The 13,876-nt window shown below is 69.0% G+C and carries 16 protein-coding genes and 1 tRNA gene; 12 read left to right on the forward strand and 5 right to left on the reverse strand.

The genetic code is table 11. From position 1 onward, the window contains the following. Window positions 1-89 precede the first annotated feature (89 nt). The 7 genes from KIH31_RS13425 to KIH31_RS13455 are packed head-to-tail and all read left to right on the forward strand — an operon-like array spanning window position 90 to window position 4,465. Window positions 90-632, forward strand: coding sequence for a hypothetical protein (locus tag KIH31_RS13425; RefSeq protein ID WP_214427630.1), 543 nt, complete (start codon window positions 90-92; stop codon window positions 630-632). After that, window positions 633-935 (forward strand): monovalent cation/H+ antiporter complex subunit F, encoded by a 303-nt coding sequence (locus KIH31_RS13430; protein WP_214427631.1) that lies wholly within the window; start codon window positions 633-635, stop codon window positions 933-935. Next, on the forward strand, window positions 932-1,237 hold the full coding sequence (locus KIH31_RS13435) for a monovalent cation/H(+) antiporter subunit G (RefSeq protein WP_214427632.1): 306 nt from the start codon (window positions 932-934) through the stop codon (window positions 1,235-1,237). Before KIH31_RS13430 ends, KIH31_RS13435 begins: the two co-directional genes overlap by 4 nt. Further along, the gene (locus KIH31_RS13440; protein WP_214427633.1) at window positions 1,234-1,527 is read left to right on the forward strand and encodes a DUF4040 domain-containing protein; all 294 of its coding nucleotides are present in this window, start codon (window positions 1,234-1,236) and stop codon (window positions 1,525-1,527) included. The genes KIH31_RS13435 and KIH31_RS13440 overlap by 4 nt, the downstream gene beginning before the upstream one ends. Beyond that, the gene (locus KIH31_RS13445; protein WP_214427634.1) at window positions 1,524-2,300 is read left to right on the forward strand and encodes an MnhB domain-containing protein; all 777 of its coding nucleotides are present in this window, start codon (window positions 1,524-1,526) and stop codon (window positions 2,298-2,300) included. Before KIH31_RS13440 ends, KIH31_RS13445 begins: the two co-directional genes overlap by 4 nt. Then, a complete protein-coding gene (locus KIH31_RS13450) occupies window positions 2,297-2,644 on the forward strand; it encodes a sodium:proton antiporter (RefSeq protein ID WP_214427635.1) in 348 nt (115 codons plus the stop codon). The genes KIH31_RS13445 and KIH31_RS13450 overlap by 4 nt, the downstream gene beginning before the upstream one ends. 3 nt (window positions 2,645-2,647) lie before the next feature. Further along, window positions 2,648-4,465: a complex I subunit 5 family protein gene (locus KIH31_RS13455; protein WP_214427636.1), complete on the forward strand. Its 1,818-nt coding sequence runs from the start codon at window positions 2,648-2,650 to the stop codon at window positions 4,463-4,465. Window positions 4,466-4,780: 315 nt separating this feature from the next. Here the strand turns inward: KIH31_RS13455 and KIH31_RS13460 are convergent, their stop codons facing one another. Beyond that, window positions 4,781-6,160, reverse strand: coding sequence for an Nramp family divalent metal transporter (locus KIH31_RS13460; protein ID WP_214427637.1), 1,380 nt, complete (start codon window positions 6,158-6,160; stop codon window positions 4,781-4,783). Between the two features lie 208 nt (window positions 6,161-6,368). On the opposite strand from KIH31_RS13460, the gene KIH31_RS13465 reads away from it, so the two are divergent. Together KIH31_RS13465 and KIH31_RS18415 are read left to right on the forward strand one after the other, a co-directional pair. Beyond that, window positions 6,369-6,740 (forward strand): STAS/SEC14 domain-containing protein, encoded by a 372-nt coding sequence (locus KIH31_RS13465; protein ID WP_307857646.1) that lies wholly within the window; start codon window positions 6,369-6,371, stop codon window positions 6,738-6,740. A gap of 103 nt (window positions 6,741-6,843) precedes the next feature. Continuing rightward, window positions 6,844-7,404: a M15 family metallopeptidase gene (locus KIH31_RS18415; RefSeq protein ID WP_214427638.1), complete on the forward strand. Its 561-nt coding sequence runs from the start codon at window positions 6,844-6,846 to the stop codon at window positions 7,402-7,404. Window positions 7,405-7,489: 85 nt separating this feature from the next. Here the strand turns inward: KIH31_RS18415 and KIH31_RS13475 are convergent. Then, window positions 7,490-7,562, reverse strand: a tRNA-Thr gene (locus KIH31_RS13475). A gap of 535 nt (window positions 7,563-8,097) precedes the next feature. Here KIH31_RS13475 and KIH31_RS13480 point away from each other — a divergent pair. Then, window positions 8,098-8,802: an HAD-IA family hydrolase gene (locus KIH31_RS13480; RefSeq protein ID WP_214427639.1), complete on the forward strand. Its 705-nt coding sequence runs from the start codon at window positions 8,098-8,100 to the stop codon at window positions 8,800-8,802. Window positions 8,803-8,823: 21 nt separating this feature from the next. On the opposite strand, the gene KIH31_RS13485 is transcribed toward KIH31_RS13480, so the two are convergent. Genes KIH31_RS13485 through tmk form a run of 3 tightly spaced genes read right to left on the reverse strand, consistent with a single transcriptional unit; the run spans window position 8,824 to window position 12,183 of the window. Continuing rightward, window positions 8,824-10,383 carry an alpha/beta hydrolase gene (locus KIH31_RS13485; RefSeq protein ID WP_214427640.1) on the reverse strand — a complete coding sequence of 520 codons (1,560 nt, stop codon included), beginning with the start codon at window positions 10,381-10,383 and terminating at the stop codon, window positions 8,824-8,826. A 25-nt stretch (window positions 10,384-10,408) separates the two neighbouring features. Continuing rightward, the gene (locus KIH31_RS13490; protein WP_214427641.1) at window positions 10,409-11,551 is read right to left on the reverse strand and encodes a DNA polymerase III subunit delta'; all 1,143 of its coding nucleotides are present in this window, start codon (window positions 11,549-11,551) and stop codon (window positions 10,409-10,411) included. Beyond that, window positions 11,548-12,183 carry a dTMP kinase gene (gene tmk / locus KIH31_RS13495; RefSeq protein ID WP_250546000.1) on the reverse strand — a complete coding sequence of 212 codons (636 nt, stop codon included), beginning with the start codon at window positions 12,181-12,183 and terminating at the stop codon, window positions 11,548-11,550. The genes KIH31_RS13490 and tmk overlap by 4 nt, the downstream gene beginning before the upstream one ends. Before the next feature lie 134 nt (window positions 12,184-12,317). On the opposite strand from tmk, the gene KIH31_RS13500 reads away from it, so the two are divergent. Continuing rightward, window positions 12,318-13,472: a PLP-dependent aspartate aminotransferase family protein gene (locus KIH31_RS13500; protein WP_214427643.1), complete on the forward strand. Its 1,155-nt coding sequence runs from the start codon at window positions 12,318-12,320 to the stop codon at window positions 13,470-13,472. A gap of 59 nt (window positions 13,473-13,531) precedes the next feature. Beyond that, a complete protein-coding gene (locus tag KIH31_RS13505) occupies window positions 13,532-13,870 on the forward strand; it encodes a DUF2516 family protein (RefSeq protein WP_307857647.1) in 339 nt (112 codons plus the stop codon). Window positions 13,871-13,876 lie beyond the last annotated feature (6 nt).

The raw sequence follows: 13,876 nt of genomic DNA on the forward strand, positions 1-13,876 counted from the left end.
ACTGAACCGACGGCGACGCAGGGGCTAACGGCAGTTGAACTGTGCGGCAGCGTCGCGTCGGCTTGAACTCTGCCGCGGCGGCGCATAGCGTGGCGCACATCATGGAGCGGACCGGAGCGGTACGGCGGTTTTTCGGGCTTCCAGGGGCGCGCGGCGTCGCCGGGGCCCTTGCGGAGCTTGCCCTCTGGTGGGTCGCCGGGACCTTGTCATGGCTGGCGACTGCCTCCACGGTGACGCTCCCCGAAGCCGCAACGGCCGGCGCGGCTGCCCTTGCCGGTGCGGTGCTGGCCCGGGCGGCCCGGCTCGCGATGGGCTTCACCGCTGCGCTGAGGGGAGCCTGGTTCCGGTGGGTCGCCCTGGTCCCGGCCGCCGCCGTCGCGGACACGCTTCGGCTCGCCCGCTGGCTGCCGGGGCCTCAGACGCAGGACCTTGGTGAAAAGCCGATGCCCGCCGGTGACAGCCCCGCCGCCACCGGTTGGCGGGCCGGGGCGATGGTCGCGCTTTCCGCGACGCCGGGCTCGGTGGTCTTCGATTCCGATCCGCGGCAGCACCGCGTCCAGGTGCACACGCTGGTGGAGGGATGGCCGCGGCTGGATGACCAGGTGGCCGCGGAGTCACGGCGGGAGAGCTGAATGGAAGCCTCCGCCGTCTGGCTGGCCGCAACGCTGGCCCTTCTCGTCGTGGCCGTGGCCCCGGGCCTGCTGCTGGCACTGCGCGGCAGCAGCATTCAGCGCCTGGTCGGACTGCAGTTGCTCTCCGCCTGTGGCGTCATGGTGCTGACGGGGCTTTCCGCCGCCGTCGGCCAGTCCTCCTACTTGATCGTGCCCCTGGTGCTGGCGGTGCTGGCCTCCACGGGGACCCTCGTCTTCACGAGGCTCCTCAAGCGCGGAATCGACGAGGGACGGGACGAGGAGCAGGCGGTGAGTGAGCAGTGATCCTGGTGGTCCTTCAGGCAGTTTTCGCCGGGCTGGGGGTGCTGGCCGCGGCGTTCGGCTGCCTCGGTGCCGCATTCGCCAGGGATCCGCTCGCCCGGCTGCACTTCGTCGCCCCGGTGACTACCTTGGCCGTGCCGCTGATGGCAGTGGCAGGGGTCATCTACTTTGGAATCTCGCTGGCCAGCGCGACCATCGTCCTGACCACGTTGGTGGTGGTGTTCAGTTCGCCGGCGGTGACGGTGGCCGTCGGGCGCAAGCTCGCCGAGGAGCGGGGCCTGGACGTGGGGCGGTCACCGGAATGACAGGCGGCGTCCTGGGCAACGTACTGATTGCCGTAAGCCTCACGCTGGTGCTCGTCGGTGCCGCCGCCGTCGTCTTCACCCGGATCCCCTCGCGGCAGGCCGTCGTCCTCTCCTGTTACGGCGTTCTGCTCTCCATCATGTTCGTGGTCCTCCAGGCCCCCGACGTCGCGCTCAGCCAGATAGCAATCGGCACGGCCGTGGTCCCGCTGATCGTGGTGCTCAGCATCCGGAAGATCGACATCATCCGGCGTGAGCGCGAGAAGGCCGCGGGCGGTGAGGAGCAGCCATGAGGCGCAGCGCGCGCCTCGGTGTCCTCGGGGCCGGCCTTGCCGTGTTCGCCGCCATGATGGCCCTGGCCTTCGCCGGCCTGCCCGGGTTCGGCGGGAGCACCCACCCCTACCGGGATGCGGCCGTTGCTGCGACCTACGGGCACAACACGGCGAATGCCGTCTCGAGCATCAATTTCGACCAGCGCGGCTTCGACACCTTCGGCGAGGAGACGATCCTGTTCTGCGCAGTGGTAGGCGTCGCGGCGCTGCTGCGGCCGGTGCGCGGCGAACGACGCCGTGAGGTCAAGGACAGCGGGCGTGTGCTCGAGTCGACGAGCCTGCTGGTCTATGTCCTGTTTCCGCTCACCATCGTGCTCGCGGCGAACGTCGTCGCGCACGGGGCCGTCACCCCCGGCGGCGGGTTCCAAGGCGGCGTCGTGCTCTCCACCGGCATCCACCTGCTCTACGTCGGCGGCCGGTTCTCGCTCCTGCACAGGCTGCGGCCGCTCGACTGGTTCCACCAGGGCGAGGCGCTCGGCGTCGTGCTCTTCGGTGCCTTGGGGATCGCCGGTGCGGCCTTCGGGTCCGCCCTGTTCGCAAACGTCGTCCCGCAGGGTCAGCTCGCCGACTTCGTGTCCGCGGGGACTGTGCCGCTGTTCAACATTGCGGTGGGCATGACCGTGTGCAGCAGCGTCGTCATTCTGCTCTCCAGTTTCCTTGACCAGACGCTCGCCATCCGCGCGGACCAGGGCGGCCGAACCGGGCCGGGGCCCGAGGAGGGGGCTGCGACGTGACTTACTACGCATATGCCGTCGCCGCGGCGGTGATGCTGCTGGGCATCTTTGGCGTGGCCACCAGCCGCAATCTGGTCCACACCGTCGTCTGCCTGTCGGTGGCACAGTCCGGCACCTACGTCCTGCTGCTGGCCGTCGGCTTTCAGTACGGCGGGCTGGCGCCCGTTTTCGGCAGCCAGGTGGGCCGGAACACCCCGGTTGTTGACCCGGTGGTGCAGGCCCTGACCCTGACGGACATCGTCGTTTCCGCAGCGGTGACGTCAATGCTGCTCGCGCTCGTGATCCAGATAGCCAAGCGGCACCGGGATATCGACCCGGACCGTCTCGGCCGGCTGGAGGGTTGAGAGATGGTTTCCCCCTCCGTGCTCATGCCCACGGCCGTGATCGTGCTTATTCTGGCCGCCTGCGCGCTGCTGTCCGTCGGCCGCTACCTTCCGCGCCGGGCCGCCGACGTGATCGCCGGGGCCGCTGCGCTCACGGCGCTCGTGCTCGACGCCGTCATGCTCGCGGCGTCCGGGTCGGAGCGGCTGGTGTACTGGATGGGCGGCTGGCAGCCGCACGGGGGCCGCGCGGTGGGGATCGCGCTGGTCGGTGACCAGGTGGGCACCGGGCTGGCGCTGCTCGCGGCGGTGCTCATGATCGCCTCGCTGGTCTTCTCCTGGCGCTACTTCCAGTCCGACACTGTGCACTACCACGGCCTCATGGTGCTCTTCCTGGCCGGGATGACGGGCTTCGCGCTCGCGGGGGACGTGTTCACCATGTTCGTCTTCTTCGAGCTGATGGGGGTGGCCGCCTATGCCCTCACCGGCCTCAAGAGCGAGGATCCCTCGGCGGTGCACGGCGCCATCAACTTCGGCATCATCAATTCGCTGGCCGCCTATATTTCGCTGATGGGCGTGGCGCTGCTGTATGCCCGGACCGGAAGCCTGAACCTGGCCGCGCTCTCGCAGGAGCTGGCCGGGGACCGCAGCCCGCTGGTGGCGGTCGCCTTCATCCTGCTCTGCACGGGCTTCCTGGTGAAGGGTGCCGTCGTCCCGTTCCACTTCTGGCTCGACGACGCGCACGCCGTCGCGCCGTCGCCGGTCTGCGTCCTCTTTTCGGGGGTGATGGTCGAGCTCGGACTGTACGGGGTGGCACGGGTGTACTGGGCCGGGTTCAGCGGCACGGGCATCGCGTCCTCGGCGCAGCATGTCTTCCTCGTCCTAGGGGTGGCGACCGCCGTCGTCGGCAGCATCATGTGTTTCCTGCAGCGGCACATCAAGAGGTTGCTTGCCTACTCGACCATCGGCCACATGGGTGTCTTCATGGTCGTCCTGGGGTCCGGCTCCTCCGAAGCGCTCGGCGGCGTTGCGGTTTACGTCCTGGGCCACGCCGCGGTCAAGGGCGCACTGTTCCTGCTCAGCGGCATCATGCTCAACAAGTACGGCAGTGTCGACGAGTACACGCTGTACGGGCGGGGGCGGGATGCCCGACTGCTCGGCACCTTATTCCTGGCCGCCGGGGTCGCGCTCGCCGGAGCTCCGCCCTTCGCCGTCGGGCTTGGGAAGGGGCTGGCGGAGCATGCCTTGGCCAGCGACGGCGGGATATGGGGGCCCGTGCTCATGATGGCGGTCTCGGCGGTGACCGGAGGCGCCGTGCTGCGCGTCGGCGCGCGGATCTTCCTCGGCGCCGGCGGCCCGCCCCACGGCGTCGAGGCCGAAGGAATGAGCGGGGACGAGGAACAGATCGAGGTCCCAATCGGCCAGCACGGTACCCCGGCGTCGATGGTGGCTCCGGCAGCCGGGCTGCTCGCCGGAGGCCTGGCGCTCGGGCTTGTCCCGGCGCTGGGTGCTGCGGCGGTGGAAGCAGCCGGCCGCTTCATGGATCGCAGCGGCTACGTGGCTGCGGTGCTCGAGGGTTCCGGCGCGTACGCGGCCAAGGCCGCTGAGGCGGCCGCGTGGTGGGAGCCGTCGAGCGTCGGGCTCGGGTTCCTGACAGCGGCGGCTGCCGCTGGGATCGCCGCGGCCTCCCTCTACAACCGTCGTCGCTTTGCCGCGTCCGTGGTCGAGGTGGCGGTCCGGCCGGTGGTCCGCGTGCTCAGGGGCGTGCACTCCGGTCGCGTGGGGGACTATGTCGCGTGGCTGCTGGCCGGGCTTGCGGCAGCATGGGCGGTGCTGTTCGCCTAGGAAAGTCCCTCATCGCAGGGCCCTTCAGCCGCGGGGAGGCCGCTGCAACCGGCACAGCCCACGGACACGAGACTGCTCACTGAGATCTGAGCCAACTCGCTCCAGGCGGTGCGGCCGGGACAGTCTCGGTCCCGGCCGCACCTAACCGGGGCGGGACGAACTGCCCGGTCTCAAAGGGCCTCCCGTCCCGGCTGCCAGCCATGATTCCAAGCCAAGCTTCGGAGGCACTCCGGGAACCGGCAAGAAAGCCTCAAGTTTCCCGCCTGTCCTCCTGTAAGCGAAGGTAGGCGAGAGGCGGCGTGAGGTTTGCTCGCGTCAGGAACCGCTGAGGGTTGTCCAGATGCCCACGACGCCCGCTCCGGCCATGATGGCGGCGGTGGTCCAGCCGACTGTTGCGGCGACGCGGCCGTTGACGTATCGCCCCATGATCTTCTTGTCGCCGGAGATGAGCATGGTGACGACCAGGAACGGGGCCGCTGCGATGCCGTTGAGGACTGCGGTGAATACCAACAGTCCGATGGGGTTATCAACGAACAGCGCGATGAGGACGCCGCCGAGGGTCCCGACGCCGAGCAGGATGTAGAAGGTTCTGGCCTTCCGGGGGCTGCGGTCGAAGCCCCACCGGGTTCCGGTGAGTCCGGCGAGTCCGACCGAGGCGGATCCTGCCAGGACGGGGATCCCCAGGATGCCGGATCCGATGAAGCCGATGGAGAACAGGATTTTGGCGGCCGGGCCCGCGACCGGCTCCAGCGCCTTTGCTGCATCGGCGGCGGAGTTGATGTCCGTGCCGTTTCTGCCGAGGGTGGCCGCTGTCGCGGTCATGATGGCGAACATGACCAGCACCGAGAAGAACATGCCCACGAACACGTCCGCACGCGCCGCGCGCAGCTTGCTGCGGGCTTCGCTGTCCTCGCGGTCCGGCAGAGCAAGGGGGCTTTTGCCGCCGAGGTCTTCGGCACGCATCTCTTCAACACGGTGGGCGGATTGCCAAAAGAACAAATAGGGGGAAATCGTGGTGCCCAGGACGGCAACCAACAGGCCGAGGTATTTCCAGCTCCACTGGAAGTGCAGGCCGAGCAGGCCTGCTCCCACGTCTTTCCAGTCCACGTGGGCGGCAAAGAGCACTGCGACGTAGGCCAGAAGGGCCACGCATAACCATTTGAAGAGTCGGGCGATCAGGGAGAAGGACCCGGTCATCAGGGTGATGGCAATGCCAATTCCGGCCACCGCACTCCAAATGTGGTCGGGGCCGGCTCCAAGAAGCTCCATTCCCTGGCCGATCGCCAGAAGGTCCGCGGCGATGTTGAAGGTGTTCGCTATCAGGAGGGCCACGACGAGGATGCCGATGAGGATCCGGGGTTTGCGGGAGAATTTACGACGTATGAGCGTTCCGAGACTGGCGCCGGTGGCCAGGGCCGTGCGATCGCAGATTTCCTGGATCACTGCCATCATCGGCAGGGTCACGGGTGCCGTCCAGAGCATCCCGTTGGAGAAGGTGGCCCCGGCTTGGGCGTAGGTGGCAATGCCCGAGGGGTCGTCGTCGGCCGCTCCGGTGATGAGTCCGGGACCCAGCAGCCGCAGTAAACGCGGCCTCCGTTGCCTGGGAGCCTCAGGGTGGGCCAGCGTCCGACCCGAACGCGAGCCGTCATCCGGAGCGCGTCCTGGATTCCGCCCCGTATCCTGATGATCGGCCACCGTTTGTCCTCCTCCGCTGCAGATAACGGTAAGCAACCTTAGCATTCCAGAGGTTGGCACTCCCTGGGTACACGGCAGGTGGTCAACCCGGAGCCGCCTGGACGGGGTCGCGCCCTCCCCGAGTGATGAGGGGACGTGGGCGGCCGCTACAATTCGCAAGGACCCGCCGCGGCGGGGAAGGGCCAAGCAGCGACAGGATCGGACACAGGTGGGCGAAGAACAGCTGCTGCGCGCGGCGAACGGGAAAAACACCTTGATCGTGCGGAACGGGGTGATCGAGTCGCTATGGCGACCGGGGTCCGCCGTCGACGTCGAGGAGGCCCGGGACGCCATCCATGCCGCCGCTGCATTGGCCGGCGGCCGGCCCATGCCGATGCTTTCGGAGATGAGCGACGTCGTGATCACTGCAGCCGCACGGCGACTTTTCGCCCAAGCCACGCACGTCAGCGCCATCGCGGTCCTGGGTTCCAACGACGTCGACAGGGCCGTTGCCGCGGCCGTTGAGCAGGAGGCCGGCTACCCGCACCGGTTCTTCAGCTCCCGCGCTGCCGCTCTGGCCTGGCTGCAGGCCCTGGCGTAATGCACCGACGGGTGAAAGCCCCGGCCACATTGTTCTATCTCCGGAACGGTTACGCTCTAAGGGCATTGACCGGGTCAACGAACATGTTCTGGAAGGATTTAACGTGAGCGACGTCCAGCACATCACCGCTGACATGCTGCCTTACACCTACCGCGAAGGCTGCCCCGTCGCCGTCTCCGACCTTCGCGCTGTTGTCTTCGACCATCTCGGCTTTGATGAAGCACTCCACCAGGGCACGATCATCGTCCACAAGGCAATTGCGTCCCCTCTGCTGGAAGGAATGGCCGCCGCGCGGGAGCTGGGTTTCCCGATCCAGCAGGCGGTGCCGATCGACGACCCGGCCTACCGCGGCGACGACAACGCCTCGATGGCGGCTAACAACTCCTCCGGCTTCAACTACCGCACCATTGCCGGCACCGATCAGGTATCCCGGCATTCGCTGGGGCTGGCCGTGGACATCAACCCGTTGCTGAACCCGTACCTCGCGCATGACGGGGTTTGGTACCCGGAGGCCACCCACATCGAGCGCGCAGACCGCCCCGGGGTCTTCACGGCGGACCACCCGCTGACAAAGTTCCTCACCGGCCTCGGCTTCGAGTGGGGCGGGTCCTGGGCACGGCCCGATTACCACCACTTCGAATGGGCCCGGCCACTGCAGCGGTGAGGGCTGCGGGTTGCCTCCCCAAGCGCTTACGGCAGTCAAAGCTTGCCGTGCGTGAGGGCAAAGAATGTAAAACCCCTGAAAACTGAGCCTCCTGCCGGAATCGAACCGGCGACCTTCTCATTACGAGTGAGACGCTCTACCGACTGAGCTAAGGAGGCCTGCGGTCGAGCCGGGAGTGTACCGGCGCCGTCACGCAAGAGATAACTGTATAAGAGCCGCGGGGCACGGTCAAAACAGCTCCCGGCGGCTCCGCCACGGCTTGCACCATGAAAGATTAGCGGGCCCCCAGCTGCCCGCTAAGCCTCCCCGGGTGCCAGGGTGGCGGCTCCCGCGGAAGCAGTTCGACCGCGGCAGTGTCTCTGCGCTCGGTGGCGGCCGGCCCGTGCCGGCGTGGCGGCGGTCCTCGATCCGTTCCCTTCAGGGGCCGGCTAGAGAACCACTGTCACACCGCGGAACGCCGCTCGCGTCAGGTCAACGCCCGGTCTGGTCTGCTTCCGGAAGTTAAGAGCGCGGTTCCCGCGGCCCATGACGCGGTTTCGGGAAGAAATTTCTCCAGCCCTCTCCGCGAGGACGTTTGAGTTCTGTTCATCCGGCGTCCGTGCCGGATTCAGCCGCCGGCCCGCGGCGGCGGCGAGCATTCTTCCTAACCGCGGCGCCAGCAGGGCAGCCGCAGCCGAGGGAGGTGCGCCGATAATGGCCACAAAGTGCGGGCAGCAGCCGCTGCGCCTGGCGGTACTGGACATGGCGGGAACGACTATCGCCGACGACGGTCTGGTCGAACGCGCCTTCGCGGAGGCATTCGCGTCCCAGGGTGTTCCGGCCGGAAGCCCGGCCCACGACGCGATGATGGAGCGGGCCCGGCTGACCATGGGAACCGCCCGGATCAGCGTCTTCAACGACCTGCTGCCCCGTGACCAGGCGGCGCGGGCCAACAGCATGTTCGAATCGGCCTACGACCGGATCATTGCGGAGTCCGGGGTTGCTGCCGTGGCGGGGGCCGAGACGGCCATTGGCGAACTGCGCGACGCCGGGATGCAGGTCTGCCTGACCACAGGGTTCGCCCGTCGCACTCAGAACAGGATCCTGGAATCACTCGGCTGGATGGGCCTGGCGGATCTGAGCCTGTGCCCGGACGACGCCGGCCGGGGCCGCCCGTTCCCGGACATGATCCTCACGGCCGTCCTTGCCCTCGACCTGCCGGACGTGCGGGAAGTCCTCGTCGTGGGGGACAGCAGCGCGGACATGCTGGCCGGCCGCCGCGCGGGCTCACGCGCCGTCGTCGGAGTCCTCACCGGGGCCCACCGGGAGGATGCCCTGCGCGCGGCCGGCGCCGACGACGTCGTCCCCTCCATCCGCGAAGTTCCGGCCTTGGTGAGGGCGGCCGCTCCCGTCAGCTAGCGGAAAGCCCAGCTCTCCGGCTTAGCACTGGGTCTTGTCGGCCGGCACCTTGCCGTCCACCAGATAGCCGTCGACGGCGTTGTCCACGCAGGTGTTGGACCGGCCGTAGGCTGTGTGGCCGTCGCCCTTCCACGAGACCAGCACGCCCGAGGCGAGCTGGTTGCGCAGCGAGACCGCCCACGGGTACGGCGTGGCCGGATCGTCACTGGTCCCGACCACGACGATCGGCGCCGACCCGGCGGCGGTAATCCGGTGCGGCTTGCTCTTGGGCGGGTAGGGCCAGTCCTGGCAGTTGTTGCCGGCCAGATAGTAGCCCAGCGTCGGGGAGGCCTTCATCAGCTCCTTTTGGTCCTTGCGCAGCACGGCCAGGTCGCTCACGCTCGGGTAGTCCAGACAGCCGATCGCCGTGAATGCCTCGTTTGAATTCGAGGTGTAGTGGCCGTTCTCGTCGCGGTCGGCGCTGAAGTCGGAGAGCGCGAGCATCGCGGTGGGGTCGCCCTTGAGGGCGTCGCCCAGCGCCTGTTCCAGCAGGCTCCAGGTGGCGGTGTCGTAGAGCGGGACGATCAGGCCGCTGACGAACATGTTCGCCGTCACCTCGCGGCCGTCCTGGGCGCGCATCGGGTGCTTCAGGATTGAGTCGAGCAGGTTCTGGATATCCTTGATGCTGCTGTCGACCGTCCCGGACAGCGGGCACCCGGACTGTTTCAGGCAGTTGGCGGTCCAGTTCCGCAGCGCCTTTTCGAAGCCGGCGGCCTGGCCGAGGGTGAGTTCCTCGTTGCCCAGGGCCGGGTCCACCGCACCGTCGAGCACCACCCGGCCGGTGTTCTTCGGGAACAGCTCCGCGTAGGTCGCGCCGAGGAAGGTTCCGTAGGAGAAGCCGAGGTAGTTCAGCTTCGCGTCGTTGGCCGTGGCGCGCAGGATGTCCATGTCCTTGGCGGCGCTGATGGTGTCCACCTGCCCGAGGACCGGCCCGGTCCTGGCCTTGCACTGCGCGTTGAAGGCGTCCGCGTCCGCCTTCGCCCGGGCCATGTCGGCATCCGAGTTCAGGTCGTACATCTTCGCGCGGTATGCGTCCTGGCCCTTGTCGTCCAGGCACTGCACGGGGGCGGAGCGCTTCACGCCGCGGGGATCGAAGCCGATCACGTCGTAGGCCCGGCGCACCTTCTGCGAGATCTTCGACGCCGCGCCCTGCAGCACGAAGTCGTAGCCGGAGGCGCCGGGGCCGCCCGGGTTGACGAGCAGGCTGCCGAGCTTTTGGCCGGAGGCAGGGAGCTTGATCGCCGCGATCTCGATGCTGCCGCCGTCGGGCTTCGCGTAGTCGAGCGGCACCTTGACCTTGGCGCACTGGAACGTCTTCTCGCACGGGCTCCACGCCACCGACTGCGAGTAGAACGGCTTGAGGTCCTCCGGCGCTCCGGCAACCGCGGTCGCCTGCGGCGTCGTCGTTGCTCCGCCCTGCGTGCCGCCCGGGAGCAGGCTGCAGGCCGAGAGCACGGCGGCGGCCGCTGCCGCGGTCGCGGAGAGTGCCAGGGCGCGCCACCGGCGTCCGGGGCGGGATCGATGGGGGCGCTGCGGGGTCACACTGTTCTCCTGGGGTCCGGCCGGTCTACAACAGGCTGACGGTCATGGCTTCGACCGCGAGCAAAGGGGCGACGTTGGTCGTGGTCACCCGTTTGCGGGTCGAATTGACCGCGTCCATCCGGGCGAGGGTGGTTTCCGGCCTTCCGGAGCCCGCGTAGCGCGAGAGGTCCTCGCGCAGCGGCTCGTTGACCAGTTCGACGGCGTTGCCGAGCTGGATCATCAGTACGTCGCGGTAGAAGGAGAGCAGGTCCGTCAGGGCCCGGTCCAGATAGTCGGTCACGGAGCGCTTGGCCCGGCGCTTCTGGTCCTCTTCCAGGCCTCGGATCTGGCTGCGCATGGACGGCGGCAGCGGGCCCTTTTCGGGTGCCCCCAGCGAGCGCAGCAGCATTTCCCGTTCCTCGGCGTCGCGCTGTTCGTTCGAGCTGGCGGCCTCCGCGGTGGCCAGCTCCACCAGGTTGGCGGCGGCCACCATGGCGGCCGAGACGCCGTCGAGTCCGAGCGGGAGGCGGACGATCCGGTCGCGCCGGCGCCGGGACTCTTCGTCCTGGGCCAGCCTTCGGGCCACGCCCACGTGGCTCTGCGCGGCCCGGGCCGCAGCCCGCGCGAGCTCCGGGTCGATGCCGTCACGGCGCACCAGCAGGTCGGCCACGTCCTCCACCGGCGGGACCCGCAGGCTCACGGCCCGGCACCGCGAGCGGATCGTCACCAGGACGTCGGCGGGGCTGGGGGCGCAGAGCAGCCAGATGGTCCGGGTTGGAGGCTCTTCGATGGCCTTGAGCAGCACATTCGTGGTGCGCTCGGGCATGCGGTCTGCGTCCTCGACGATTACCACGCGCCAGCGGCCGGAGGACGGCTTGTCCTGGGCCTTGGTGACCAGCTCGCGGGCCTCCTGGATGGTGATGATGGACTTCTCCGTGGCCACGAAGGTCACGTCGGCATGCGTGCGGGCCATCACCGTGTGGCAGGCGTGGCACCGGCCGCAGCCGCGGTCCTCAAGCCGGTCCTGCTCGCAGAGCAAACCAGCTGCGAACGCGCGGGCGGCGTTGGAACGGCCGGACCCGGGCGGACCGGTGAAGAGCCAGGCGTGGTTCGGGACCGGCGCCGCGGCGGCGGCCCGCAGCTGTTCGACGACGGGCGCCTGGCCTGAGAGGTCCTCCCAGACACTCATTGCGCGACGCTTCCGCGGCCGGCAAGCAGCTGCTCCACCCGTTCGAGGATGGCGGCGGCAAGCTGGTCGACGGGGGAGTGCGCGTCGAGCACCAGATAGCTTTCGGGAGCGGCCGCAGCGAGGTCGAGGAAGGCATTGCGGATCCGCTGGTGGAACTCATCCGGCTCCGACTCCAGCCGGTCCTCCGCCGCAGCGCCGGCGGTGCGGCGGTGCCGTCCGTGGGCCGGGTGCACGTCAAGGAGCACCGTCAGGTCCGGCCAGAGCCCGTTGGTGGCCCAGCCGTTCAGGGCCTTCACGTCGCCGGTCCCGAGCGAACGGCCGGCGCCCTGGTACGCGACCGAGGAATCGATGTAGCGGTCGGTCACCACCACTTCGCCGCGCTCGAGCGCGGGCCGGATCACCTGCTCCGCGTGGGCGGCGCGGGAGGCCGCGAAGAGCAGCGCCTCGGTACGTGCGTCAATGGCTCCGTGCCCGTGGTCGAGCACCAAGGAACGCAGCTTCTCACCGATCTGCGTCCCGCCCGGCTCCCGGGTGGCCAGCACCGTCAGGCCGCGCCGCGTCAGTTCCTGGCACAACAGCCCGGTCTGCGTGGACTTTCCGGCCCCGTCCCCGCCCTCGAAGGCGATGAACAGGCCGCGCCCGGAGGCTCCCTTGGGGGGAACGGAGCCGGCGGAAGGAAGGCCGGACGGCTGGCTGGGAAGAGTCACGTTAACAGCCTAGCGACATTTAGTTTTCCGGACCGTTGCGCCCCGGCTAGCCTTGGGGCATGAATGCTGCCGAGGACTCCCGCCTCCTGCTTGCTCCGGACACCGTCGTCGTCTCCGCCGGCAGGCCCGCCCGCGAGCATGACGCGCCGGTGAACCCGCCCATCGTCCTGTCCTCCACCTATGTCGGCACGGGCACCGTGGTCGACGGTGACAGGGCCTACGGGCGCTACTCCAACCCGTCGTGGGACCCGTTTGAGCAGGCCCTGGCCCAGCTCGAGGGCGCCGAACTGCCGGCGCTGCTCTACGCCTCCGGCCTGGCCGCCGTCTCTTCGGCGCTGTCCCTCGTGCCGGCCGGCGGGACGCTGGTGATGCCCCGGCACAGCTACCAGGGTGCGCTGGTGATGGCCTCCGAACTGGCGCAGCGCGGGGCGCTGATTCTGAAGACCGTGGATATCGCCGACACCGAGGCGGTCGAGGCGGTTCTGGCCGAGGGGCAGGTCAGCATGCTGTGGCTGGAGAGTCCGACCAACCCGATGCTCGAGATTGCCGACGTGCCGCGTTTGGCGGGTGCGGCCCGCGCGGCCGGCGCCCTGGTCGTCGCGGACAACACCTTCTCCACGCCGCTGGTGCAGCGGCCGCTGGAAGCCGGCGCCGACGTCGTGCTCCACTCGGTCACGAAATACCTGGCCGGGCATTCCGACGTCGTGCTCGGCGCCCTTGTCACCTCCAATGCGGAGCTGCGGGCGGAGCTGCTGCACCACCGGTCCATCCATGGCGGGATCGCCGGGCCGTTCGAGGCGTGGCTCGCGCTGCGTGGGCTGCGTACCCTGGCGCTGCGCATCGAGCGGTCTCAGGCATCTGCCGCGGAGCTGGCCCTCCGGCTTCAGCAGCACCCGCAGGTGGACGGCGTGCGCTATCCCGGCCTCGCAACGGACCCCGGCCATGACCGCGCCAAGGCACAGATGGACGGCTTCGGTTCGATCCTGGGCATCGAGGTGGCCGGCGGCCAAGTGGCAGCGGAGAAGGTCGTGGAGGCCCTGCAGCTCTGGGTGCCGGCGACATCCCTCGGCGGTGTGGAGTCGCTGATCGAGCGGCGCCGCCGCCATGCGAACGAGCCGGCGTCCGTGCCGGCGAACTTCCTGCGGCTCAGCGTCGGCATCGAGAATGTCGAGGACCTGTGGGCGGACCTGCGCCAGGCGCTGGACGCGCTGTAGCCGGACAGCGCCGTCGGGCACGTGCCCTGCGGCGGGGGAGAAACCGCTAGGCTTTGGGTGTGCTCATCAATCTTGTGACGTACTGGGTCTACCTGCTGCTGACCCTGGTGTGCTCCGCCATCGAGGTGTGGGCCCTGGTGCACTGCCTGAGCACGCGCTCGCTCGACTTCCAGCGGGCGTTCAAGCGGACCAAGGGCTTCTGGGGCGGCCTGACCGCAGCCGCCGTCGTGGCCGGTTTCCTCACCAACCCGCGGCCGATCGGCCTTGACGTCCTTCCCCTCTTCTTCCAGCTCGCCGCCGTGACGGCGGCCGGCGTGTATCTCGCGGACGTGCGCCCGGCGGTGCAGGAGGCTCGCCGCGGCGGCCGCGGCTCACAGGGTCCCTACGGCCCCTGGTGATCCGGC

This window comes from Paenarthrobacter sp. DKR-5, assembly GCF_018531425.1.
In the GTDB taxonomy this organism is placed as follows: domain Bacteria; phylum Actinomycetota; class Actinomycetes; order Actinomycetales; family Micrococcaceae; genus DKR-5.

What these genes read in the sequence shown, in the direction of transcription:
- KIH31_RS13430 (WP_214427631.1), top strand. Translation starts at nt 633, where the DNA reads ATGGAAGCCTCCGCCGTCTGGCTGGCCGCAACGCTGGCCCTTCTCGTC.
- KIH31_RS13440 (WP_214427633.1), top strand. Translation starts at nt 1,234, where the DNA reads ATGACAGGCGGCGTCCTGGGCAACGTACTGATTGCCGTAAGCCTCACG.
- KIH31_RS13445 (WP_214427634.1), top strand. Translation starts at nt 1,524, where the DNA reads ATGAGGCGCAGCGCGCGCCTCGGTGTCCTCGGGGCCGGCCTTGCCGTG.
- KIH31_RS13455 (WP_214427636.1), top strand. Translation starts at nt 2,648, where the DNA reads ATGGTTTCCCCCTCCGTGCTCATGCCCACGGCCGTGATCGTGCTTATT.
- KIH31_RS13480 (WP_214427639.1), top strand. Translation starts at nt 8,098, where the DNA reads ATGGCCACAAAGTGCGGGCAGCAGCCGCTGCGCCTGGCGGTACTGGAC.
- KIH31_RS13490 (WP_214427641.1), bottom strand. Translation starts at nt 11,551, where the DNA reads ATGAGTGTCTGGGAGGACCTCTCAGGCCAGGCGCCCGTCGTCGAACAG.
- KIH31_RS13500 (WP_214427643.1), top strand. Translation starts at nt 12,318, where the DNA reads ATGAATGCTGCCGAGGACTCCCGCCTCCTGCTTGCTCCGGACACCGTC.